Origin of the sequence: Nocardia higoensis NBRC 100133 (assembly GCF_000308595.1) — a bacterium.
Classification (GTDB): domain Bacteria; phylum Actinomycetota; class Actinomycetes; order Mycobacteriales; family Mycobacteriaceae; genus Nocardia; species Nocardia higoensis.
This window is the reverse complement of sequence record NZ_BAGA01000072.1, coordinates 73,360-95,816: the sequence shown is the minus strand read 5'-3', so window position 1 is coordinate 95,816 and position 22,457 is coordinate 73,360. Positions and strand designations below refer to the sequence as shown.

Sequence of the window (22,457 nt, the reverse complement as noted above, 5' to 3'; positions counted from 1 at the left end):
CCGACTACGATAGCGACATGGCAGAGTCCGCACAGGCCGCGTCCCGCGTACACCGCGACACCGGCGATCCCGCCCCCGTCCAGCGGGAAGTCGTCGGCGAGCCGCCGACCGGCGGTGACCTGGAAGCCGCCATCGCCCGTCAGGTGCGGGCGTTGCGGCGGGCCAGCGGCATGTCCGTCGGCGAGATGGCCACCAAGGTAGGCATCTCCAAGGCCATGCTGTCCAAGATCGAGAATGCCCAGACCTCGTGCAGCCTGTCCACCCTGGCCCGCCTCGCCGCCGGTCTCGACGTGCCGGTGACCTCGTTGTTCCGCGGCGCCGACACCGTCCGTGAGGCCGTCTACGTCCCGGCGGGCAGCGGCGCGGTCATCGTCGGCCGCGGCACCCGGATCGGCCACCACTACGAACTGCTCGGCGCGTTGCGCGGGCAGCACAAGCGGCTCGAGCCGGTACTGGTGACCCTGACCAACGCCAGCGAGGTGTTCCCCCGGTTCCAGCACGCGGGCACCGAACTGCTCTACATGCTCGAAGGCGTCATGGTCTACGGCCACGGCGATGCGGAATACACACTGCGCCCGGGTGATTCACTGCTGCTGGACGGCGAGGGCATCCACGGCCCCAACGAACTGGTACGCCTGCCGATCCGCTTCCTCGCCGTCACCGCCTACCCGGACAACCACGAGGAAGCCTGACACAGGCGCAGCTCAGCCTGGTTCTCGATCGCGATCGCGGCGAACGCGCCGTCGGAGCTGACGGCGATCGAGTCCGGCCGGCCGCCGAGATCGATGCTGTGTACCCGGGTGCGGTCGGCGACGCGCACGATGTCCACCCGGCCGGACGGTGCGGAGAAGTCGCCGCCGGTGGTGTCGACGACCACGAGGACGAACTCGCCGTAGGCGACCACGGAGGTGGGCTGGTCGTCGGCGTGGCCGAGCTCGGCCGGCGAAAGGGTGCCGATACCCACCGGTTTCGCGGGATCGCGGATGTCGAGGAATCCGATGCGCTCGGCAGCGGCATCGGTGTAGACGCATTCGTCCTCTGCTTCACACTCGATGATGGTCGAGGCAGCTCGACGCTCTCGAGTGAGTCGGAGGGGATTGCCGGGTGAATGCCAGGCGACGATCGAATGTCGGAAATGTTCGAATTGCCTACGCCCGAATCCGGAGACGACGAAACCGGCCGGGTGGGGTGGCGTCCCGACCGGCCGGCTTCGCTTCTTCAGTGCCGACCGTCGATCACTCGGCGGCGGCAGTAGCCGGAGTGTCCGCGTCGGCCTTGTCGGCCTCGGATTTCCCGGTCTCCGTCGTCTCGGAATCACCGTCCGAGGCAGCGGCCTCGGCGGTGATGGCCTCGGCGGCCGCGACGGTCGCCGCGGGGGTGACCACGGTCGTGGTGAGGGTCGCGGTCTCCATGATCCAGGCGGACTCGCCGTGGATGACCGAGTCGAGACCGTCGGCCTCGTGTTCGGCGGGCACGCGCAGGCCCATCACCATGTCGAGCACCTTGGCGATGACGATGGTGACGATGAAGGTGTAGGCGAAGACCGCGATCACCGCGACGGTCTGCCGCCACAGCGCGTCCACGCCGCCGCCGTAGAACAGGCCGGTCGCCCCGTTGGGCGCCTCGGGCACGGCGAGGAAGCCGATGAGGATCGTGCCGATGATGCCGCCGACGAGATGGATGCCCACCACGTCGAGCGAATCGTCCACGCCGAGACGGAACTTCATCGACACCGCCAGGCAGCACACCGCACCGGAGACCGCACCGATGATCACCGCGCCGATCGGGGAGACCGCGCCACAGGCGGGGGTGATGCCGACCAGCGCGGCGATCAGACCCGAGCTCGCGCCCAGCGAGCTGGCGTGACCCTGGCGCACCTTCTCCGTGACCAGCCACGCGCAGATACCGGCGCAGGCCGCGGCGATGGTGTTGAGCACGACCACACCGGCGCTGCTACCCGCCGCGAGCGCCGAGCCGCCGTTGAAGCCGAACCAACCGAAGAACAGGATGCCCGAACCGAGCATGGTCAGCGGAAGGCTGTGCGGGCGAGGCGGATTCGGGAAGGTGCCGCGCTTGCCGAGCACCAGGACCAGCGCCAGCGCCGCGACACCGGCGTTCATGTGCACCGCGGTACCACCGGCGAAGTCGATGGCGGCGAGTTTGTTGGCGATCCAGCCGCCGGTCACCGACCCGTCGGCGGAGTCGAAGGCGAAGACCCAGTGCGCGACCGGGAAGTAGACCAGGGTGGCCCACACACCGGCGAACAGCATCCACGCGCCGAACTTCATCCGGTCGGCTACCGCACCCGAGATCAGCGCGACGGTGATAGCCGCGAACAGCAACTGGAAGGCGGCGATCAACGCGGGCGGCAGGCCCGGTTCGGCGGGCGCGTCCAGCAACTTCGAGGAGCCGAAGTACTCCAGCGGATCACCGAGCAGGCCGGCACCGCCGATCGAGTCGCCCAGCGTCGCCGAGTACCCGAAGATGATCCACAGCACGCCGACCAAGGCGAACGCGCCGAAGGTCATCATCGCCATGTTGAGCGTGTTCTTGATGCTGACCATGCCGCCGTAGAACATGGCGAGACCGGGCACCATGATGCCCACGGCGGCTGTCGCCGCCAGAATCCATGCGGTATCAGCCGCAGCGATCGCTTCGTTCATCTTTCCCTCATCATCCAGGTCAGCCGTCGAGAGTTGTTGTCTCTCAGTGGTGAACAGTCCCGGTTTCCCAGTAGACGGCCGTGCAGATTGCCACTGACGGCACACGGGTGACATTCCTGTTAACACCACCAGGCAGAACCACCCTCGAGGTGTGGAGTCCTCGGGTTTCGGCAGCGCTCCGGGTCACACGGAACTGACCTGTGCGTAATCCCGCCGTCATAAAGGCATTGTTTCATGGTGTTCGACAGCAGTTCCCTCTATGAAACAGCGGGGCTCACTCCACATGAAGCACTGGGGCACTGAATGACCGAAACCCACAGCTACGTCATCGTCGGCGGCGGCCTGGAAGGACTCGCCATCGCCTGGACGCTCGCCGAGCGCGGCGAGGCCGACGTCCTGGTTCTCGAACGCGACACCCTGTGCTCGGGCATGACCGGCAAGTCCAGCGGCGTCGTGCGCTGCCACTACGGGACGCCCTCGCTGGCGGCCATGTCCTGGTACGGCGTGGACGTGTTCACCCATGCCGCCGAACTCCTCGACGACGATCTCGGCTTCCAGCAGTGCGGATATGTCGTGGGCGTCGGGGAGAACAATGTCGAGCCGTTGCGCGCGAACATCGCGATGATGCAGGGCCTGGGCATCGCCACCCATTTCATCGACCACGACGAGATGGCGGCGCTGTGGCCGGGTCTGCACCTCGACGACTTCGCCGCCTTCGCCTACGAACCGCTGGGCGGGCGCGGCGACGCCTACCTGGCCGGCATGGGGTTCGCCGCCGCCGCTCGCAAGCTCGGTGTGCGCATCCGGCAGTCCACCCCGGTATCGACACTGCTGCAGAACTCCGCGGGTGAGGTCTACGGCGTGGCCCTCGCCGACGGCACGCAGATCCACGCGGGCACGGTCGTGCTCGCCGCCGGGCCGTGGACCCCGGCCCTGGCCGCCACGGCGGGCGTGGACATCGACATCAGAGCCCAGCGCGCGCAGTTGGTCATGGTCGATCAGGGCGAGCCGACCCCGGTCGTCCCCGTGCTCTCCGACCTGGCCGGCCTGTCCTACCTCTGCCGCGAACCCAACGGCGAGATCCTGGCCGGCAATTCCGACCACAGCGCGCCGGAGTACATCGACCCCGACAACTACGTGAACCGCGCCGACGAGTCGACCATCGACAAGGTCGTCGCCAAGCTCGGCCACCGCCTGCCCGACATGCCCGACCCGCGCATCACCGGCTCCTATGTCGGCGCCTACGACGTGACCCCGGACTACAACCCGGTGATCGGCCCCTCCCCGGCCGCCGGGCTCTTCCTGGCCGCGGGCTTCTCCGGCCACGGCTTCAAGATCTCCCCCGCGGTCGGCAGGCTGGCCGCCGACCTGCTCACCAAGGGGACGACCGATCTGCCGAACGTGGACCCGCGCGACTTCCGCTACGAGCGCTTCGCCGAAGGCGATCTGCTGCTCAGCCTCAATCCCTACGACGGGGCGGGCGAAATGCGCTGAGCCGCAGGCAGAACCACCCCGAGGAACCGACTTCCACCCGAGAACCGCCTCGCAACCTGGAGCCAAGATGGCCATCGATACCGCACTCGCACCGGTCCCCGCCGCCACCGCCGACACCCTCACCGAACTCGCCCGCGCCACCGGCACCACGTACATCCTGGCGCTGTTCGTCACGCTCGCGGGCAAGCCCTGCGCCAAGCTCGTCCCCGTGGAGGCCGCCGACCGGCTCGCCGCCGACGGGGCCGGCTTCGCCGGCTACGCGGCAGGCACCATGGGCCAGCAACCGCGCGACCCCGATCTGATCGCGATCCCCGACGTATCGACCTTCACCCCGATCCCGTTCATCCGCCCCGGCCTGGCGATCGTGCACTGCGACCCCTACGTCGACGGCAAGCCCTGGCCGTTCGCCCCGCGCAATGTGCTCGCCGCGAGCCTGGCCAGGGCCGCCGAGCGCGGCATGACCGTCAACGTCGGCGCGGAGATCGAATACTTTCTCGTCGACCGCGATTCCGGCGGCATGCTGCGCACCGCCGACCGCGCCGACACCAGCAGCCAGCCCTGCTACGACGCCCGCGACGTGACCCGCATGTACGACCACCTCACCGAGGTCGCCGCGGCGATGAACGCGCTCGGCTGGGGCAACTACGCCAGCGACCACGAGGACGCCAACGGCCAGTTCGAGCAGAACTTCGACTACGCCGAGGCGATGACGACCGCCGACCGCGTGATCACCGCCCGCTACCTGCTCTCGGTGATCGCCGAGAAGCGCGGCATGCGCGCCACGTTCATGCCCAAGCCGTTCACCGATCGCACCGGCTCGGGTATGCACCTGCACCTGTCGCTGTGGAACGGCCAGGGGGCGTTGTTCCCCGACGCCGCCGATCCGCGCAGGCTCGGCCTCTCGCGCACCGCCTACTCGGCCATCGCGGGCATCCTCGAACACGCCTGTGCCCTGCAGGCCGTGCTCGCTCCGACGGTCAACTCCTACAAGCGCATCGGCGCGACGTCCACCTCCAGCGGCGCCACCTGGTCGCCCCGCTACGCGACCTACGGCGGCAACGATCGCACCCAGTACCTGCGCGTGCCCGACCACAACCGGGTCGAACTACGCGGCGGCGACGGCTCGGCCAATCCGTATCTGGCGATCGCCGCGACCGTGGCGGCCGGCCTGGACGGCATCGAACGCGAACTCGATCCGGGCGAGCCCGGCTCCGGGGCCGTCCACGGCGACATGCTGCCGATGACCCTGCTGCACGCCATGGACGCCCTCGACGCCGATCCGGTGATCACCGCGGCGCTCGACGGCGCCGGTCCCGGCGTCAGCTCCTATTTCAGCGGCCTCAAGCGTGAGGAGTTCTTCGCCTGGCACAACACGGTCTCCAACTGGGAGATCGACCGCTATCTCACCGCCTTCTGACGCGGCCCCGATACCCACCCAGACCGTCCCTCCACTCAGAGAGAGAGTTTCCCATGTGCGGAATAGTCGGGTTGCACCTGCGCGACGAGACGCTGTATCCGCGGCTCGGCGCACTGCTGACCGGCATGCTCGACCAGATGTGCGATCGCGGGCCCGATTCGGCAGGCATGGCCGTCTACGGTGACCCGATCTGGTCGCCACCCGGCGAGTCGACCGTCTCGCTGCTCGACGCGGGCGTGCCCGCCGCCGAACTCGCCGCCGGGCTCGGTGACGTGCTCGGTGTCACCGTGACCGGTATCGACCTCGAGCCGACCACCGTGCTGCACGCCCCGATCGACGCCGCGGAACTGGCCGCCGCCGTGCCCGCCGTCGCCCCCGCCGCCCGTGTCATCGGCTTCGGCGCCGATCTCACCGTGGTCAAGGGCATCGGCAATCCCACCGAACTGGCGCATCGCTTCGGCCTGCCGAAGGCCGCCGGTTGGCAGGGCGTCGCGCACACCAGGATGGCGACCGAATCCGCCGTGACCGCCGCCGGTTCGCACCCGTTCTCGGTGGGCCCGGACCAGTGCCTGGTGCACAACGGCTCGTTCTCCAACCACCGCAGCGTCCAGCACGAACTGCAGCGCGCCGGCGTGGTCTTCGACAGCGACAACGACACCGAGGTCGGGGCGCGATTCATCGCCGCTCAGCTGGCTCAGGGCGTGGATCTGGAGAAGGCGCTGCGGCTGCTCATGGAGCGCTTCGACGGCTTCTACACCCTGCTCGTCGCCAACTCCGAATCCTTCGCCGTGCTGCGCGATCCCATCGCCTGCAAGCCCGCGGTGGTCGCCGAGACCGACCGCTGGGTGGCGATGGCCTCCGAATATCGCGCGCTGGCCGGCCTGCCCGGCGTCGCCGACGCCCACATCTTCGAACCCGAACCGGAAGAGGTCTACCTATGGCACCGGCAGTGACCACCGTGGATACAGCCACCGAAACCACCCGGCTGGATCTCACCGAGACCTCGGTGCGCGAGGTCAACGCCCTGTTGCACAGCCAGGACGCGCCCCGGCGGATCACCCTCACCGAGCCGCGCGGTGCGCACGCGCTGGCCTGCGGCCTCACCGACGACCTCGATGTCACCATCGAAGGCCATGTCGGCTACTACTGCGCCGGAATGAACCAGCAGGCCTCGATCACCGTGCGCGGCAATGCCGGCGTGGGACTGGCCGAGAACATGATGTCGGGCACCGTCCGGGTCACCGGCGACGCCTCCCAGTCCGCGGGCGCCACCGCACACGGCGGCCTGCTGGTCATCGAGGGCAATGCGGCCGCACGGTGCGGCATCTCGATGAAGGGCGTGGACATCGTGGTCGGCGGCGATATCGGCCACATGAGCGCCTTCATGGGCCAGGCCGGTCGTCTGGTGGTGCTCGGCGACGCCGGTGAGGCACTGGGCGATTCGCTCTACGAAGCCCGCATCTACGTCCGCGGCAAGGTGGCCTCTCTCGGTGCCGACTGCGTCGCCAAGCCCATGCGCGAGGAGCACCTCGCCGAGCTGGCCGAACTGCTGGAATCCGCGGGCATGGACGCCGACCCGGCGGATTTCACCCGCTATGGCTCGGCCCGCACGCTCTACAACTTCCACGTCGACAACGTCAGCGCCTACTGACCTGCCGATCGATCATGGACAGGAGTCCTCGATGACCACAGCTCACGATCCCACGCTCCGCGAGTCGGCCACCTTCCCGCGCTCGGTGATCGCCGAGATCCAGCGCGCCGCCGAGACCGGCATCTACGACATCCGCGGCTGGGGCGCCAAGCGCGCCCTACCGCACTTCGACGACCTGCTGTTCCTCGGCGCCTCCATGTCCCGCTATCCGCTCGAGGGCTACCGGGAACGCTGCGACACCGATGTGGTCCTCGGCGACCGGCACGCGAAATACCCCCTGCACCTCGATATTCCGATCACCATCGCCGGGATGAGCTTCGGCGCTCTCTCCGGACAGGCCAAGGAGGCGCTCGGGCGCGGTGCCAGCGAGGTCGGCACCTCCACCACCACCGGCGACGGCGGCATGACCCCCGAGGAGCGCGGCCAGTCCAAGAATCTGGTCTACCAATATCTTCCGTCGCGCTACGGCATGAATCCCGACGACCTGCGCAAGGCCGACGCCATCGAGGTGGTGCTCGGCCAGGGCGCCAAGCCAGGCGGCGGCGGCATGCTGCTCGGGCAGAAGATCACCGAGCGGGTCGCGAAGATGCGCACCCTGCCGCAGGGGGTGGACCAGCGCTCGGCCTGCCGCCACCCGGACTGGACCGGTCCCGACGACCTGGCGATCAAGATCATCGAACTGCGTGAGATCACCGACTGGGAAAAGCCCGTCTACGTCAAGGTCGGGGCGACTCGCACCTATTACGACGTGAAGCTGGCGGTGAAGGCAGGCGCGGACGTGATCGTCGTCGACGGTATGCAGGGCGGAACCGCCGCGACCCAGGACGTGTTCATCGAGCACGTCGGCATTCCCACCCTGGCCGCCATCCCGCAGGCCGTGCAGGCCCTGCAGGAACTCGATGTGCACCGGAAGGTGCAGCTGATCGTCTCCGGCGGCATCCGCAGCGGCGCCGACGTGGCCAAGGCGATGGCGCTCGGTGCCGATGCCGTGGCCATCGGCACGGCCGCGCTGATCGCGCTGGGCGACAACAACCCTCGCTTCGCCGAGCAGTACGCCGCGCTGGGGTCCGCGCCCGGCTTCTACGACGACTTCCAGGACGGCCGCGACCCCGCGGGCATCACCACCCAGGACCCCGAGCTCGCCCGCAATCTCGACCCGGTCGCCGCCGGCCGTCGCCTGGCCAACTACCTGCGCGTGCTGACGATGGAGGCTCAGACGCTGGCCAGGGCGTGCGGCAAGTCGCATCTGCGCAATCTGGAACCCGAGGATCTGGTCGCGCTGACCGTGGAGGCCTCCGCCATGGCGCGAGTGCCACTGGCCGGGACCAACTGGATTCCCGGACAGTTCTGAGTCCTCCACCAGGACAACCCGTTATCACCGATCACGACGACCGCGCAGCCGCGCGAACAGGAGCGAGTCACCGATGACCTTCGACACGATGTGGGAGTCGATCCTCGATGTCGGCCGGGAAGCCGCGACCGGCGGATACCGCCGTTTCGCCTGGAACGACGCCGACATGACCCTGCGGGAGTGGTTCACCGGGTGTGCGGCCGAGCGCGGCATGGACGTGGAGGAGGACCGCAACGGCAACCTGTGGGCGTGGTGGCTTCCGGAGGGCTGGCAGGGCGAGCCGCGTGACGCCTTCGTCACCGGCTCGCACCTGGACTCGGTGCCCGACGGCGGCGCCTACGACGGACCGCTCGGCGTGGTCTCCGCCTTCGCCGCCGTCGACATCGTCCGCGCCCGCGGCATCGCCCCCACCCGCCCCGTCGCGGTCACGGCCTTCTCCGACGAGGAGGGCGCGCGCTTCGGCGTCGCCTGTGTCGGCTCCCAATTGAGTACCGGCGCGGTGACCGCCGAGCGCGTCCTGCGCCTGCGTGACGCCGACGGCATCACCCTCGCCGAAGCGCTCACGCGAAACGGCCGCGACCCCCGCCACCTCGGTCCCGACCCCACCCTGACCGACCGGGTCGGCGTCTACGTCGAACTCCACGTCGAACAAGGCCGCGCTCTCGACCTCGTGGACCGCCCGATCGCCGTGGCCTCCGCCATCTGGCCGCACGGCCGCTGGCTGTTCCGCTTCACCGGCGAGGCCAACCACGCGGGCGCCACCCGCCTGGTGGACCGCCACGATCCGATGCTCGCCTACGCCTCCTCCGTGCACTCCGCCCGGCACGCCGCCGAACTCCACGAGGCGGTCGCCACCTTCGGCAAACTCCGTGTCCTGCCCAACGGCGCCAATGCCATCCCCTCGGAGATCCTCGCCTGGCTCGACGCCCGCGCCGCCGACGAACCCACCCTCGACGCCCTGGTCGCCCACATCTGCGCCGAGGCGAAGGAGCACGCCGCCCGTGACGGCATCGGCCTGGACATCGAAGCCGAATCCATCACCCCCATCGTCGAATTCCCCGAAGGCCCCCGAGCCCGCGTCAGCCAGGCCCTCGCCCGCCTGGGCGACATCCCCGTCCTGCCCACCCAGGCAGGCCACGACGCGGGCATCCTCTCCGCGGTGGTCCCCACCGCCATGCTGTTCGTCCGCAACCCGACCGGCGTCTCCCACTCCCCCGCCGAATACGCCACCCCCGAGGACTGCCGCCTCGGCGCGCAGGCACTGGCGGATGTGATGGCGGAGTGGGTGAGCGCCTGACCCGAACCAACCGGCGCCGTGACCGTCAGACCTGTTCAGCGCTGGGCGGGAACGGTGAGGACAGATTTGCCGCGGGTGTGGCCGGAAAGGATGTCGGTGTAGGCGCTGACCGCGTCGAGCAGGGGGTAGCTGCGGCTGACCTCCCAGTGGAGGGTGCCGTCGGCCACGCCGTCGACGACCTCCTGGAGATCCTCGCGATTGCGCTCCATCAAGATGGGTCGGACGCGTGGGGAATCCACGGGCCGGCCCGCGATGGTGGCAACGGTGCCGTCGGGGTGGACGAGGGCGAGGGAGGCGTCGATCGCTTCGGTGTTGCCGATCATGTCGACCGAGGCGGTGAAGGGGGTGGGGTGGACGGCGGTGATGCGGGCGGTGAGGCCGGGGCCGTATTCGACGGGGATGGCGCCGAGAGCGCGCAGGTAGTTCTGGTTGGCGGCCGACGCGGTGGCCACGACGGTCAGGCCGCGGCGGACGGCGAGCTGGACGGTGATGGAGCCGACGCCGCCGGAGCCGCCGTGGATCAGCAGGGAACCGGAGGCGGGCAGGGCGAGTTCGCGCAGGATGGTGGCGGCGGTCTGGGCGGCGCCCGCCAGTGATCCGGCGATTTCCCAGCTCAGAGAGTCGGGTTTGGCGACGAGGTTCCGGGCGGGGACGACGATGTGGGTGGCGTGGGTGAATCCGCCGCTGAAGCCGAGAACGGCATCGCCCACCTCCCAGGGGGCGGTGTCGGCGCCGAGCGCCTGGATGGTTCCGGCGAATTCGGTGCCGAAGGTGAGTGGAAGGTCCTTGTGGAACTCGCCGGTCATGCGGCGGGCGTCGATCGGGTTGATGCCCGCGGCGCGCACCTGGACGAGAGCTTCGCCGGGGCCGGGGGAGGGCGCGTGTTCGGTATAGAACTCGAGGACTTCCGGTCCGCCGAAGTGCCGGGCGATCAGCACGGTCCTGGTCTGCGTCATGCGCCTCTCCTGGGTGAAGCCGGGGCACTGTCGTGTCGCGGTGCGCGAGAACTCACGGGGTGACGATCGGGAAGGTCGGATCGGGCTCGTCGAGCAGGCCGATGAATGTCGCGAGCAACGCCGGGTCGCCCTCGAGGTCGACACCGGTGAGCTCGGAGCCGGTGAGGATCGTCAGCAGCGCGGGCTTGGCGAAGGTCAGTGTCAGATCCGCGCGTCCGGTCAGCGGCGCGTCGGGTGTGCCGGTGCGGTGGGTCAGCGCGCCGTTGGACACGGTCAGCCGGATGACCCGGTTCTCGTCGGTCAGCTTCCAGTCCATGACGAAGGATGTCCGCGCCGCGCGCAGGCCGTCGATGCGCACCGCGAGCGCATCGATGATCATGTCGACGGTCAACGCGGCCAGCATCTGCGGATTCGAGCTGCCCAGGGCCGAAGGCGTCACGCCGTGACGCAATTCCTGGGCGCCGACCAGATAGAAGTTGCGCCAGACGCCGTTCTCGCTGCCGTGCCCGAGCCGGCGGTAGACCTCGGCCAGCGCGCCGCGCGCGCCCTCATGCCCCGGTTCGGCGAAGACCGCGTGGTTGAGCAGGGTCGCGGCGAATCGTAGGTCGCCGAGGTCGGCGTATGCGCGGCCTCTCGCGACGATCGCGTCGATCCCGCCGTAGTCGGCGACATAGCGGCGGGCGGTCTCGACCGGCGGATGTTCCCAGAGGTGGGCCGGGTTGCCGTCGAACCAGCCGAGATAGCGCTGATAGACCGCTTTGACGTTGTGGCTCAGCGAGCCGTAGTAGCCACGGTTCGCCCACAGGGCGTCCAGAGCGGGCGGAAAGGTCAGCTCTTCGGCTATCTCGGAGCCGGTGCGACCCTGGTTCGCCAGCCGCAGCGTCTGGTCGTGCAGGTAGGCGTACATGTCGCGTTGCCCGGCCAGCCATGCCGTCCAGTTGTCCCGGCCCCAGGTCGGCCAGTGGTGCGAGGCGAAGGCGACGTCGGCGTGCTCGGCGAACAAGCCGATCGCCTCGTCGAGATAGCGTGCCCAGACCCGGGCGTCGCGGACCAGCGCGCCACGCAGGGTGAGGATGTTGTGCATGTTGTGGGTGGCGTTCTCGGCCGTGCACAGTGCCCGGCGGTCCGGGAACAGGAAGTTCATCTCGGCGGGGGCCTCGGTGCCGGGCGTCATCTGGAAGACCATCCGGACGCCGTCGATCTCTTCGCGCTGGCCGGTGCGGGTGATGTCGACGGTCGGCGGGATGAGGGTGACCGTGCCGAGCGAATTCGTCATGCCGAGTCCGCAGCCGATCTGTCCGTCGGGTGCTTTCGGCAATCCGGCCCCGTACATGAACACCGCGCGCCGGGACATCGCGGTGCCCGCGTAGACGTTCTCGCTCACTGCGTGTTCGAGAAAACCCGCCGGGGCCAGGATCGGGATCTCCGGATGCCCCTCCGGCACCACTCCGCGCGCGCCGCCGAAGTGATCGACGTGGGAGTGGGTGTAGATCATGCCCGTGACCGGGCGCTCGCCGCGGTGCGCGCGATACAGGGCAAGGGCGGCCGCCGCGGTCTCCGCCGACACCAGCGGGTCGACGACCACGACGCCCTCGCGGCCCTCGACCAGTGTCATGTTCGACAGATCGAGATTGCGCACCTGGTAGATGCCCTCGGCGACCTCGAACAGTCCCTGCTTCGAGCACAACCGTCCCTGTCGCCACAGACTCGGATTCGCGGTACCGGGACAGTCCTCGTCCAGGAATTCGTAGGCGGCGAGATCCCACACCACCTGCCCGTCCGCCGCGGTGATCGCCGGCTGGTCGAACTCGGCGATCAGCCCGCGGGTCGCGTTCTCGAAATCGGTTCTGTCGTCGAAGTCCGGTCCGGGGTTCATGGGCACCTCATCCGTGGGTCACCTCGCCGATTCCGCCGTAGCGGTCACCCGCCTCCACCGGCACGCTAATCATCGGCAACCGCACTGTGATCACCCACACGGGGTGAAACCACATGCCGCGCCCAATGCCGGATTCTGGCGGCCGGAGACCGTACAGTTAGCCCGTTCATGAAGGGAGTCACCGTGCCGACCGTGCCCCTCGCGTTGCCTCGAGCGAGCAGACCACGCGGCGGGGCCGCCGCTGTCCTCATCCTGCTCGCCGCCTTCCTCGCGCAGTTCACCGCCCCCGCCCCCGCATCGGCGAATCCGTCGCAACTCGATGACGTGGTCTGGCTGTGCCACCCGCGCCTGGCGGCCGACCCATGCCGCGGCGACCTCGCCACCACCGAACGCAGCGCAGGTGAACCGGACAGGGTGGTGCGTCCGAAGGGGCCGCGCCGCAATGCGGTGGACTGCTTCTACGTCTATCCGACCGTCTCGCAGGAATCGACGTATTCGGCGAGCCTGCAGATCACCCAGCCCATGCGCGCCATGGCCGGGCAACAGGCGCAGCGCTTCTCGCGGATGTGCGATGTCTACGCGCCCGTCTACCGGCAGCGCACGCTGCTCGCACTGCGGACTCCGGTCCCGTCCGAGCAGTCCCGCGCCGCCGTCGAAGCGGCCTTCGCGGATGTGGCGCAGGCGTTGGGATCAGTACCTGGCCCACCACAACAACGGTCGCGGCGTGGTGCTGATCGGCCATTCCCAGGGCACGAGGATGCTGCGCCAACTACTGCGCGAACGCATCGAGCCGGATCAGGCGGCGGCCGCCCGGCTCGTGTCGGCGGTGCTGGTGGGCGGTGATGTGGTGGTGCCGCGCGGCGGCGATATCGGTGGCGACTTCCGATCGGTGCCGCTGTGCCGCGCGCGCGATCAGATCCGCTGTGTGCTGGCCTGGTCCACCTACGGACAGACACCGCCCGCGAACGCGCGCTACGGCGTGACACCGACGACACCCGAAGCCGCACCGGTCCCCTACGGCCCCGAATACGAGATCGCCTGCGTCAATCCCGCGTCCCTCGCCCGCAACGACGAACTCGCCCTGCACACGCTGCTGCGCAGCGACGTGCGGCCCGGCGCCGTCGGCCTCGCCGATCTCGCCCCCGCACTCGGTCCCACGCCGATGGCGGGGACGCCGTGGCTGCGGCCGGCGCAGCGATACCGGGCGCAGTGCACGCACATCGGCGAGGCGCATGTCCTGCTCGTACGTCCGGAGCCGGGGGCACCGGCCATCGGCCCGTTCCCGAATCCGGATTGGGGCCTGCACGTGGCCGAGATGGCCCTCGCTCTCGGCGACACCGTGGACATCGTCGGCGCGCAGATCGCCGCCTACCGGAAGCGGGAGGGGACCCCGGCCTTATCCGATCACTGAACCTTTCCGATCGAACTCCTGGCGAATCGAGGAAGTCATGTGCACGCGAGCGATGTGGACAACCAGTGGGCACGGCGTGCTGGTCGGCCGGAACATGGACTGGCGAGAGGAGATGGACACCAACCTGTGGGTGCTGCCGCGCGGCGTCGAGCGGGTCGGTCACGACCGCGACGCGTCCCCGATGCGCTGGACCGCCCGGCACGGCAGCCTGGTGGCCACGGTGTGGGACAACGCCACCTCCGACGGCATCAACGAACAGGGCCTTGCCGCGCATCTGCTGTGGCTGGCCGAAGCCGACTTCGGCGAACGTGACTCCACCAAAGCATCCGTGGCGGTCTCGCTGTGGGCGCAGGTGTTCCTCGACTTGTGCGCGACCGTCGAGGAATGCGTGGAACTCATGACGCGCGAACCGTTCCAGGTGCTGCCGCTGATCGAGCCGCGCAGTCAGCGCGCGGCGACCGTGCACCTCGCCCTGGAGGACGCCACCGGCGATTCCCTGATCATCGAGCACATCGACGGCGTCGCCCGCCTGCACCACGACCGCGCCTACACGGTCATGACGAATTCACCGCCGTACGAACAGCAAATCGCACTGAAGAAGAACTTCGCCGGCTTCGGCGGCGCGAACCCGCTGCCGGGCACCACCGAGGCCGCCGACCGCTTCGTCCGGGCTTCCTACTACCTCGATCGTCTCCCGCCCGCCGAGACCGCGCCCCGCGCCTACGCTGCCCTGCTCAGCGTGATGCGCAATGCCGCGCAGCCTTTCGGCGAGCCCGACCCGGAGCGTCCCAACATCTCCGCGACCATCTGGCGCACGCTCAGCGACCTGACCCAGCGGCGCTACATCTACGAATCCTCGTTCAGCCCCAACATCATCTGGGCCGAGCTGGCCGATCTCGACTTCACCGCCCATCACAAGCTCGAGCCCGCGGCGAGCGGACTCATCGGCGATGTCGGTCACGCGTTCACCCCCGCCGACCCGCCGCCCTTCGTCCTGTCGTAGGGCCGGGACAGCGCGCGTGGAACGGCGCGCCCGGACCACGGGCATCCCGAAAAAAAGAGAAGCAGGCCGCAACGAAGCGACCTGCCTACGGCACGTACGTACCCGACGCACGCATGACATGCTTTCCGTATAACGCAGAAAGTCCGATCAGATGCAGATGGTCGCGCTGCCTAGTGGAAGACAGATCACGACAGAGCCGCCGCCGCCGATCGGGTCGGCGGACGGAGTCGTCGCGGCCGACGCCAAGGGGGCAGCGAACACACCGACCGACAGCGCAACCGCAGTGGCGGCGAACAACTTGGTGAATCTGGACATTTCGAACCCTTCAGAGTGGACGCGAGCTAACCGATCACAAACACTGGCATGCCGAACCCCAGTGTTCGCCGCGTAGCCGGTCGGACACCAGACGACGAAAGGTAAAGATTCACCCGGCCACCGTCACAGTGGTGTCACGGCCGCAAGAGCGCCGCGAGTACCCGTTCGGCGCCGTCCGGGTCGGGAGGCGCCCCGGCGATCGTCGGTAGGTAATGGAACGATTCACCGATCCGCACACTCGCATAGGCCAACTCGTCCACCGAAAGAGTGGTGCTGATCCGCCCGTCGGCCAGGTCCTGTTCCAGATACGCCGCGACGGCCCGCACCAGCCTGGGTTGAAAACCATTGCTCGCCAGGGTGAGCAGACGCATCGCCCGTTCGTTCTCCTCCAGCACGAAGGCACGCGCTCCGGGTTGTTCGAGCACCGAACGCAGGTATCCGGCGAGCAGGGCGGGCACGCGCGACCCCGGCCGGTGACGCGCTCGTTCCCATTGCTCGCGCAGGCTCGCCTCGGTCAGCGACCAGATCACTTCGACGAGCAGCTGGTCACGACTGCCGACCCAGCGGTAGAGGGTCACCCTGTTGACGCCGAGTTCCGCGGCGAGCCTGCCCACGTCGACGCGCTCACCACGCAGGAAGCAGCGGCGCGCCGCCCGGAACGCGTCGATCGGCTCCGGCTTGCGATGGCCGGGACCGGCGAGCGCACGTTGTAGCGGCGTACGGGAGACCATGCGGCGACTCTAACGCAACATATGATCAAGGCGTTGCATTCCTCGGCAAAAGCCGGATGTGGTTGCACAAGAGAGACGTACGAGTTTCGGAAGAAACCATTGACCGGGGGCTCGGTTCGCGCGTTGATGGCAACACAAGCCAACGACGCTACAAGGATGCAACTGATGACAAAGGCGTTGCCTACCGAATCGCTCGCCCAGGCCGTCACCGCGCACGGCCCGGTACGTGGTCTCCGCGACGGCGACATCGAGGTCTACCTCGGTGTCCCCTATGCCGCCCCGCCGGTCGGCCCCCGACGGCTGCGGCCACCCGAACGACCGGAGCCGTGGCAGCACGTTCGGGACGCGACGCGACCGGGCCCCACGGCGGCCCGCGCCCCCTATGTCCCGGCCTACGAGGGCGTCGTCCCCGAACTGCTCGCACCCGGTGACGATCACCTGCATGTGAACATCTGGACGCCGGGCCGCGGACAGGCACGGCCGGTGCTGTTCTGGATCCACGGCGGCGCGTTCACCAACGGCTCGAACGCTCTTCCCCTCTACGACGGCGCTGCCTTCGCCCGCGACGGCGTCGTCGTGGTGTCGGTCAACTATCGACTGGGCGCCGAGGGGTGGGTGCACTTCGACGGAAACGACTCCGAGGCAAGCAATCTCGGTTTGCGCGATGTGCTGGCAGCGCTGGCGTGGGTACGCGACAACATCGCCGCCTTCGGAGGCGATCCGGCGCGGGTGACCGTGGCCGGCCAGTCGGCAGGCGCCATGCTCGCGACCACGCTGCTCGCCGTGCCCGCCGCCCGTGGCCTGTTCCACCGCCTGATCGCGCACTCCGGCGCCGCCGCGAACACCATCACCCCCGACCAGGCGCGGGTGGTGCGCACGCAACTGGCCGCGCGCGCCGGGGTGGAGCCGACCGTCGCCGGCTTCGCCTCCGTGGCGCCGGAAAGGCTGGCCCAGCACGCGCGCGATCTCTTGCACGAGGTGCAGACAGCCGCCGATCCAGCGATCTGGGGCGGGCTCGCGCTGTCGACGCTGCCGTTCGCGCCGGTCGTCGACGGGTCCGTGGTGAGCACCGATCCGCGCAGCGCCGTCGCGTCCGGCGCGGCCGCCGACATCGCGATACTGGCCGGGTCCAATGTCGAGGACGCCCGGCTCATCCTCGCGGCCTCGGGAGCCATCGACCTGATCGACGAGGCCACGCTGCTCGCGGCATCGACCTCCTACGGTCTGGACGCCGCGGCAGTCGAGACATACCGGTCCGCGCGCCCTCGGGCGAGCTCGGGCGATCTGCTCGCCGCCGTGGTCACCGACTGGTTCTTCCGCATTCCGGCCATTCGCCTGGCCGAGACCCAGGCCGCGACGGGCGGGCAGGCCTGGGCGTTCCGATTCGATTGGCGCTCCCCCGCTCTCGGCGGCAAGCTCGGCTCCGCACACGCGGTCGACCTGCCGTTCGTCTTCGCCACCCACCGCCATCCCGGCAGCCACCTGCTCACCGGCCCGGACGCCCCCGACGCCGTCGCCCGCACGACTCACGAGATGTACCGGGCGTTCGTCGTCGAGGGCGATCCCGGCTGGACTCGCTACGACACGACCACCCGCACCACCGGCCTGCTCGCGCGGGAACGCACGGTCGTCGAGGACCCGGATTCCGCCGAACGCCTGCTGTGGAAGGGGCTGCGCTGAGCGACTTCGTGCGCCCGGCCCACGGACTCGGTCCTGCCCTGGGCACCTTGCCGCACAGTGGCAACGCCACCTCGCACGAGCACACCCACCGTCATAAGGTGGGCGGGTTCGTTCGAAGGGAGCTTCCGTGCCCGCCGAGTTCTTCGGTCCCCGCCCGGCAAACCGTCCGCGCGCCGGGCTCGCCACGGCTCTGATCCTGTTCGTCGCGTTTCTCGCGCCGCACGCGGCTACCGCTCCGGCCGACCCCGAGCCGCAGGACACCGTCTGGCTGTGCCGCCCCGACCTTCCCGCCGACCCGTGCCGCGGTGACCTGACCACCACTGTGCGCACACAGGATCAGCCCGATGTGGTGCTGCCCGCGCCCGAGCCGAAGCGCCATGAGGTGGACTGCTTCTACGTCTACCCCACCGTCTCGCAGGAACTCTCGTATTCCGCGAGTCTGGATATCACCGCCCCCGTGCGCGCGATCGCCGAGCAGCAGGCGCAGCGGTTCTCCGAGGTGTGCGACGTCTACGCCCCGGTCTACCGCCAGCGCACCCTGCTCGCCCTGCAGTCACCGGGCACTCCGGGCCAGGCCAGAGCCGCTGCCGCCATGGCGTTCCGGGACGTGGCGCGGGCCTGGGAACAGTATCTGGCCGAGGACAACCACGGCCGCGGCGTGGTGCTCATCGGCCATTCGCAGGGCACGAGACTGCTGCGGCAACTTCTGCGTGAACGCATCGAGCCCGACGCGGCGGCCAATGCGCGGCTGGTGTCGGCGGTCCTGGTCGGCGGCAATGTGGTGGTGCCGCGTGGCGCCGACGTCGGCGGCGATTTCCGGACCGTGCCGCTGTGCCGCCGCACCGACCAGACCCATTGCGTCCTGGCCTGGTCCACCTTCGGACAGACCCCGCCTGCGGACGCACGCTACGGCGTCACCCCCACCACCGCGGAGGCCGAGCCGGTCCCGTTCGGCCCCGGCTACGAGATCGCCTGCGTGAATCCGGCCTTCCCGCAGGGCGAGGCCGAGGTCCCGTTGCATACTCTGACGCGCAGCAGTCTGTTCCCCGGGATCTTCGGTCTGGGTGACATCGTCAGCCACAGCGGCCTGCCCCCCACCGCGGACACCCCGTGGCTGCGGCCCGCCCAGCGCTACCGGGCCCGGTGCACACACACCGGCAACGCCCACGTCCTGCTCGTCCGGCCGGAGCCGGGCACGCCGGAGCTGGGCCCGTTCCCCACCCCGGGGTGGGGGCTGCATTCCGCCGATATCACCCTGCCCCTCGGCGATACGGTCGAGATGGTCGGCACCCAGATCGCGACCTATCAGCAGCAGCTCGGCCAGCAGATCGTCTGGGGTCGCTGACCCGATCCGACGTAGGCTCGATGCGATACCCGGGTATCGGAATCCCTTGCCACCGAGGGGTGATCCCGCCACCGGTCCGCCTCCGGCAGTGTCGGGCGTGTGGAATCCAGCGACCTCCGCGGCGTCACCCCCACCGCCGCGCCGCACGGCACCGAGAAGCCTGCCTCCCGCCCCGCCGCCGTCACGACCGCGTTCGTCGCTCTGATCGCGGCACTGGTGTTCGGCGTCGCCGAGACGGCTGTGCGAAGTGCGGACGTACTACTGAGCGATGAAGCCGCCGAGCCGCGTTCACTCGCGATCGGCTGGCTCACCCGGGCCACGATCTATGCCGTCGTGCTCGCCGCGGGGTGGCGGATGCTGCGAGGCGATCGGTGGGCACGGATCGCCATCACCTTCGGCATCGGCGTGGTCGGCCTGGCCTCACTACTGGTGGAACCGATAGCCGCGTTGGCGGCGGGAGAGGCGGGCGCGGCGCTCGCCGACGTCGACACGGAGTCGGCGCTCGTCGCGATCGCGAGGATCGGGCACGTCTGCGCGGTACTTGTCGCCGTGCCCGCCATGTACGCCTCCGCCGCTCGTGCCTGGTTCCGGGCGAGCCCGAAGGGGCGACAACCCGATCAGGTCGCGGCGGCCTGACCGGGTTCGCCGATCACCCCGCTATCGGCACTACTGCGCGCTACACCTCGGCCGTCGCTCGCACATTCGGCAGGCCGAGGTTGTCCCGCAGTGTCGTCCCGGTGTAGTCCGCTCGAAGCACACCGCGATCCTGGAGCAGCGGCACCACCCGATCGACGAACTCGTCGAGCCCGGAGGGCACCAGGTGTGAGCCGAGGATGAACCCGTCGGAGCCGTCCTGGGCGACGAAATCGTCGATCAGTTCGGCCACCCGCTGCGGTGTGCCCACCAGCGGACCGCGCTCGAACTGGTCGATGACCACCTCGCGCAGGTTGAGCTTCTTCGCTTCGGCGACCTCGCGCAGTTTCCGCACGGTGGCGAAGCGGTCCTGGTGGATGAAGGCGCGGCCCTGGATGATCGGCGGCGCTTCGGGATCGGGGTCGATATCGGGGACGGGGCCCTCGGGGTCGTAGGCGGAAAGGTCGCGGTTCCAGAGTTGTTCGAGCAGGATCAGGGCGGTCTGGCCGGTGACCTGTTCGGCGCGGATGGCGTGGTATTTCTCGATCGCCTCGGCCTCGGTGTCGCCGAGGACGAAACTCGCCGAGGGCAGGATCTTGATGTCGTCGGCGGAGCGGCCCGCGGCGACCGCGCGGGATTTGATGTCGCGGTAGAAGTCGGCGGCTTCGGGCAGTTTGCCGTAGGGCGAGAAGATGGCGTCGGCGTTCGCGGCGGCGAAGGCGCGGCCCTGCGGTGAGACGCCTGCCTGCAGCACGACCGGCCTGCCCTGCGGGCTGCGCGGCACGGTGAAACGCCCGGCGATGTCGAACTGCTGCCCGTGGAAGGCGAACGCGCCCGCGTCACCGCGCGCGAGGAAGCGACCGGATTCCTTGTCGGCCACGATATCGCCGTCATCCCACGAATCCCACAGCGCCCGGACGGCCTGGAGCGTCTCCTCCGCGTGCACATAGCGGTCGGCCGGGTCGAGGAAGCCGCCGCGGCGGAAGTTCTGTCCGGTGAAGGCGTCGAAGGAGGTGACCACGTTCCAGGCGGCGCGTCCGCCGGAGAGGTGGTCGAGACTGGCGAACTGACGCGCCAGCTCGTAGGGCTCGTTGAAGGTCGCGTTGATGGTGCCTGCCAGGCCGAGGTGTTCGGTGACGGCGGCGAGGGAGGCCAGCACGGTGAAGGTGTCGGGGCGGCCGATGATGTCCTGGTCGAAGATCTTGCCCGCGCGTTCGCGCAGGATCAGGCCCTCGGCCAGGAAGAAGAAGTCGAACTTCCCGCGTTCGGCGGTGCGGGCGGTGTGTTCGAAGGAGCTGAAGTCGATCTGGCTGCCCGCCTCGGGATGCCACCACGCGGTGTGGTGGTTGACGCCGCCGAGGTAGGCGCCCAGGATGACCTGCTTGCGTCGAGTGCTCACGATGACCTCGCTCAGATGGTGGCGTAGCGGTTGGGGACGGTGGCGGGCAGGCCGAGCAGCGCACGGAAGTTGCCCTCGGGGTAGCCGGTGCGGAAGACGTTGCGCCGCCGCAGGACCGGGACCAGGTCGTCGGCGATGGCGTTCAGGTCGTCGATCGCGACGCCGGGACGCAGCCGGAAGCCGTCGATTCCGCGCTCGGTCCAGTCGAGCAGCAGATCCGCGAGATCGTCCGCGCTGCCGGCGAAGATGTGGGCGTCGGAACGCAACGCGGAGCCGGCCAGCTCGTCGAGCCGGGCCAACCGCGCCGTGCCCGGCTCCCCCGCGCTGTCCAGGAAGACGACGAGATCGGCATAGACCCGCAACCGCTCCCCGGCGCGACCGGCCGACGCGGCGGCGACCTCGGCCAGCACCGGCTCGGGCCCGGATTCCCCGGACGGCGTGACGAACACCAGATCAGCGGCGGTCGCGGCGAATTCGTAGACCAACGGGCCGTGCGCGAGCGCCGCGACCACCGGCTGCCCCTGCGGCGGGCGCGGGGTGATCGACGGGCCGCGAACGCTGAAGAACCGGCCCTCGAAGTCGATGTAGTGCAATTTCTCGCGGTCGATGAAGCGGCGGGTGGCGACATCGCGGATCTCGGCGTCGTCCTCCCAGCTGTCCCACAGCCTGCGCACCACCTCGACGTGGTCGGCGGCTTCGGCGAGCAGATCGTGCAGTTGCCCGGGTTCCGCTCCGGGGGCGATCGCCGCCACGATCTCGTCGTAGGACAGTTCACGCACGGTGCGTCTACCGAAATGCGCCGCTTCCCACGGTGTTCCGGAAACTCGCGCCTGCCAGCCCGCACGGCCGCGGGAGGTGTAGTCGAGCGTGGCGACGGCCTTGGAGACGTGGAAGGGCTCGGTGTGCGTGGTCGTCACCGTGGGCAGGAGCCCGATGTGCTTGCTGACCGGGGCCACCCGCGCCGCGATCAGGGCGGCGTCGATGCGGGCCCGAACCCGGTCGACGGCGTCGTCGGGCGCGGCGTGCCGTTCCCCCGGCAGCGCGAGGCTGTCTTCGATGCCGACGAAATCCAGCAGGCCGCGCTCGGCTGTGGCGACGAGATCGGTCCAGTACCCGGGGCCGAACAGGTCGGCGGGCCGGGAGTTCGGTTCACGCCACGCCGCCGGATGCCAGCCCGCCCCGTCGAGCGCGACGCCGATGTGCAGGGAATTCGATGCCATCGTCCCTCATTTCTG

Annotated in this window: 19 protein-coding genes and 1 pseudogene; 13 read left to right on the top strand and 7 right to left on the bottom strand. The window is 69.4% G+C overall.

What is annotated here, in order from left to right; genetic code table 11:
- Positions 1–17: 17 nt before the first annotated feature.
- Positions 18–692, top strand: coding sequence for a helix-turn-helix domain-containing protein (locus ON26_RS10945; protein ID WP_040795936.1), 675 nt, complete (start codon positions 18–20; stop codon positions 690–692).
- An 11-nt stretch (positions 693–703) separates the two neighbouring features.
- Here ON26_RS10945 and ON26_RS10940 read toward each other — a convergent pair.
- Positions 704–1,027 (bottom strand): annotated as a pseudogene (locus ON26_RS10940) (esterase-like activity of phytase family protein); the annotation flags it as partial.
- Positions 1,028–1,235: 208 nt separating this feature from the next.
- Complete coding sequence (locus ON26_RS10935; RefSeq protein WP_083884002.1) at positions 1,236–2,663, bottom strand: ammonium transporter; 1,428 nt, start codon at positions 2,661–2,663, stop codon at positions 1,236–1,238.
- 303 nt (positions 2,664–2,966) lie between these two features.
- Here ON26_RS10935 and ON26_RS10930 point away from each other — a divergent pair, with 303 nt between their 5' ends.
- The 6 genes from ON26_RS10930 to ON26_RS10905 all read left to right on the top strand — a co-directional run bounded on the left by ON26_RS10930 (position 2,967) and on the right by ON26_RS10905 (position 9,873).
- Complete coding sequence (locus tag ON26_RS10930) at positions 2,967–4,157, top strand: NAD(P)/FAD-dependent oxidoreductase (RefSeq protein ID WP_040795934.1); 1,191 nt, start codon at positions 2,967–2,969, stop codon at positions 4,155–4,157.
- A gap of 67 nt (positions 4,158–4,224) precedes the next feature.
- A complete protein-coding gene (gene glnT / locus ON26_RS10925; protein ID WP_040795933.1) occupies positions 4,225–5,574 on the top strand; it encodes a type III glutamate--ammonia ligase in 1,350 nt (449 codons plus the stop codon).
- 53 nt (positions 5,575–5,627) lie between these two features.
- Positions 5,628–6,527, top strand: a complete 900-nt coding sequence (locus tag ON26_RS10920; RefSeq protein ID WP_040795932.1) for a class II glutamine amidotransferase — start codon at positions 5,628–5,630, stop codon at positions 6,525–6,527.
- A complete protein-coding gene (locus ON26_RS10915; protein ID WP_040795931.1) occupies positions 6,512–7,225 on the top strand; it encodes a GltB/FmdC/FwdC-like GXGXG domain-containing protein in 714 nt (237 codons plus the stop codon). The genes ON26_RS10920 and ON26_RS10915 overlap by 16 nt, the downstream gene beginning before the upstream one ends.
- Before the next feature lie 31 nt (positions 7,226–7,256).
- Positions 7,257–8,576: an FMN-binding glutamate synthase family protein gene (locus ON26_RS10910; protein WP_040795930.1), complete on the top strand. Its 1,320-nt coding sequence runs from the start codon at positions 7,257–7,259 to the stop codon at positions 8,574–8,576.
- Between the two features lie 73 nt (positions 8,577–8,649).
- Positions 8,650–9,873, top strand: a complete 1,224-nt coding sequence (locus tag ON26_RS10905) for an allantoate amidohydrolase (RefSeq protein ID WP_040795929.1) — start codon at positions 8,650–8,652, stop codon at positions 9,871–9,873.
- A gap of 35 nt (positions 9,874–9,908) precedes the next feature.
- On the opposite strand, the gene ON26_RS10900 is transcribed toward ON26_RS10905, so the two are convergent.
- Together ON26_RS10900 and ON26_RS10895 are read right to left on the bottom strand one after the other, a co-directional pair.
- A complete protein-coding gene (locus ON26_RS10900; protein ID WP_051026928.1) occupies positions 9,909–10,829 on the bottom strand; it encodes an NADP-dependent oxidoreductase in 921 nt (306 codons plus the stop codon).
- Positions 10,830–10,881: 52 nt separating this feature from the next.
- Positions 10,882–12,705: an alkyl/aryl-sulfatase gene (locus ON26_RS10895; protein WP_040795928.1), complete on the bottom strand. Its 1,824-nt coding sequence runs from the start codon at positions 12,703–12,705 to the stop codon at positions 10,882–10,884.
- Between the two features lie 168 nt (positions 12,706–12,873).
- On the opposite strand from ON26_RS10895, the gene ON26_RS34500 reads away from it, so the two are divergent.
- Genes ON26_RS34500 through ON26_RS10885 form a run of 3 tightly spaced genes read left to right on the top strand, consistent with a single transcriptional unit; the run spans position 12,874 to position 15,119 of the window.
- Positions 12,874–13,548, top strand: coding sequence for a DUF3089 domain-containing protein (locus ON26_RS34500; protein WP_245545811.1), 675 nt, complete (start codon positions 12,874–12,876; stop codon positions 13,546–13,548).
- A complete protein-coding gene (locus ON26_RS10890) occupies positions 13,430–14,116 on the top strand; it encodes a DUF3089 domain-containing protein (RefSeq protein WP_245545810.1) in 687 nt (228 codons plus the stop codon). Before ON26_RS34500 ends, ON26_RS10890 begins: the two co-directional genes overlap by 119 nt.
- A 37-nt stretch (positions 14,117–14,153) precedes the next feature.
- On the top strand, positions 14,154–15,119 hold the full coding sequence (locus ON26_RS10885) for a linear amide C-N hydrolase (protein WP_245545809.1): 966 nt from the start codon (positions 14,154–14,156) through the stop codon (positions 15,117–15,119).
- A gap of 449 nt (positions 15,120–15,568) precedes the next feature.
- Here ON26_RS10885 and ON26_RS10880 read toward each other — a convergent pair whose 3' ends face one another.
- Positions 15,569–16,165 carry a QsdR family transcriptional regulator gene (locus ON26_RS10880; protein ID WP_051026927.1) on the bottom strand — a complete coding sequence of 199 codons (597 nt, stop codon included), beginning with the start codon at positions 16,163–16,165 and terminating at the stop codon, positions 15,569–15,571.
- 165 nt (positions 16,166–16,330) lie between these two features.
- Between ON26_RS10880 and ON26_RS10875 the strand changes: the two genes are divergently transcribed.
- The 3 genes from ON26_RS10875 to ON26_RS31585 all read left to right on the top strand — a co-directional run bounded on the left by ON26_RS10875 (position 16,331) and on the right by ON26_RS31585 (position 19,826).
- Entirely contained in the window at positions 16,331–17,845 is a 1,515-nt protein-coding gene (locus tag ON26_RS10875; protein WP_051026934.1) for a carboxylesterase/lipase family protein, read from the top strand.
- Positions 17,846–17,972: 127 nt separating this feature from the next.
- Entirely contained in the window at positions 17,973–19,190 is a 1,218-nt protein-coding gene (locus ON26_RS10870) for a DUF3089 domain-containing protein (RefSeq protein WP_051026926.1), read from the top strand.
- 99 nt (positions 19,191–19,289) lie between these two features.
- Complete coding sequence (locus tag ON26_RS31585) at positions 19,290–19,826, top strand: hypothetical protein (protein ID WP_051026925.1); 537 nt, start codon at positions 19,290–19,292, stop codon at positions 19,824–19,826.
- Between the two features lie 40 nt (positions 19,827–19,866).
- Here the strand turns inward: ON26_RS31585 and ON26_RS10860 are convergent, their stop codons facing one another.
- Positions 19,867–21,225, bottom strand: a complete 1,359-nt coding sequence (locus ON26_RS10860) for an NtaA/DmoA family FMN-dependent monooxygenase (protein ID WP_040795925.1) — start codon at positions 21,223–21,225, stop codon at positions 19,867–19,869.
- Positions 21,226–21,233: 8 nt separating this feature from the next.
- Positions 21,234–22,442 (bottom strand): LLM class flavin-dependent oxidoreductase, encoded by a 1,209-nt coding sequence (locus ON26_RS10855; RefSeq protein WP_040795924.1) that lies wholly within the window; start codon positions 22,440–22,442, stop codon positions 21,234–21,236.
- Positions 22,443–22,457: the final 15 nt, after the last annotated feature.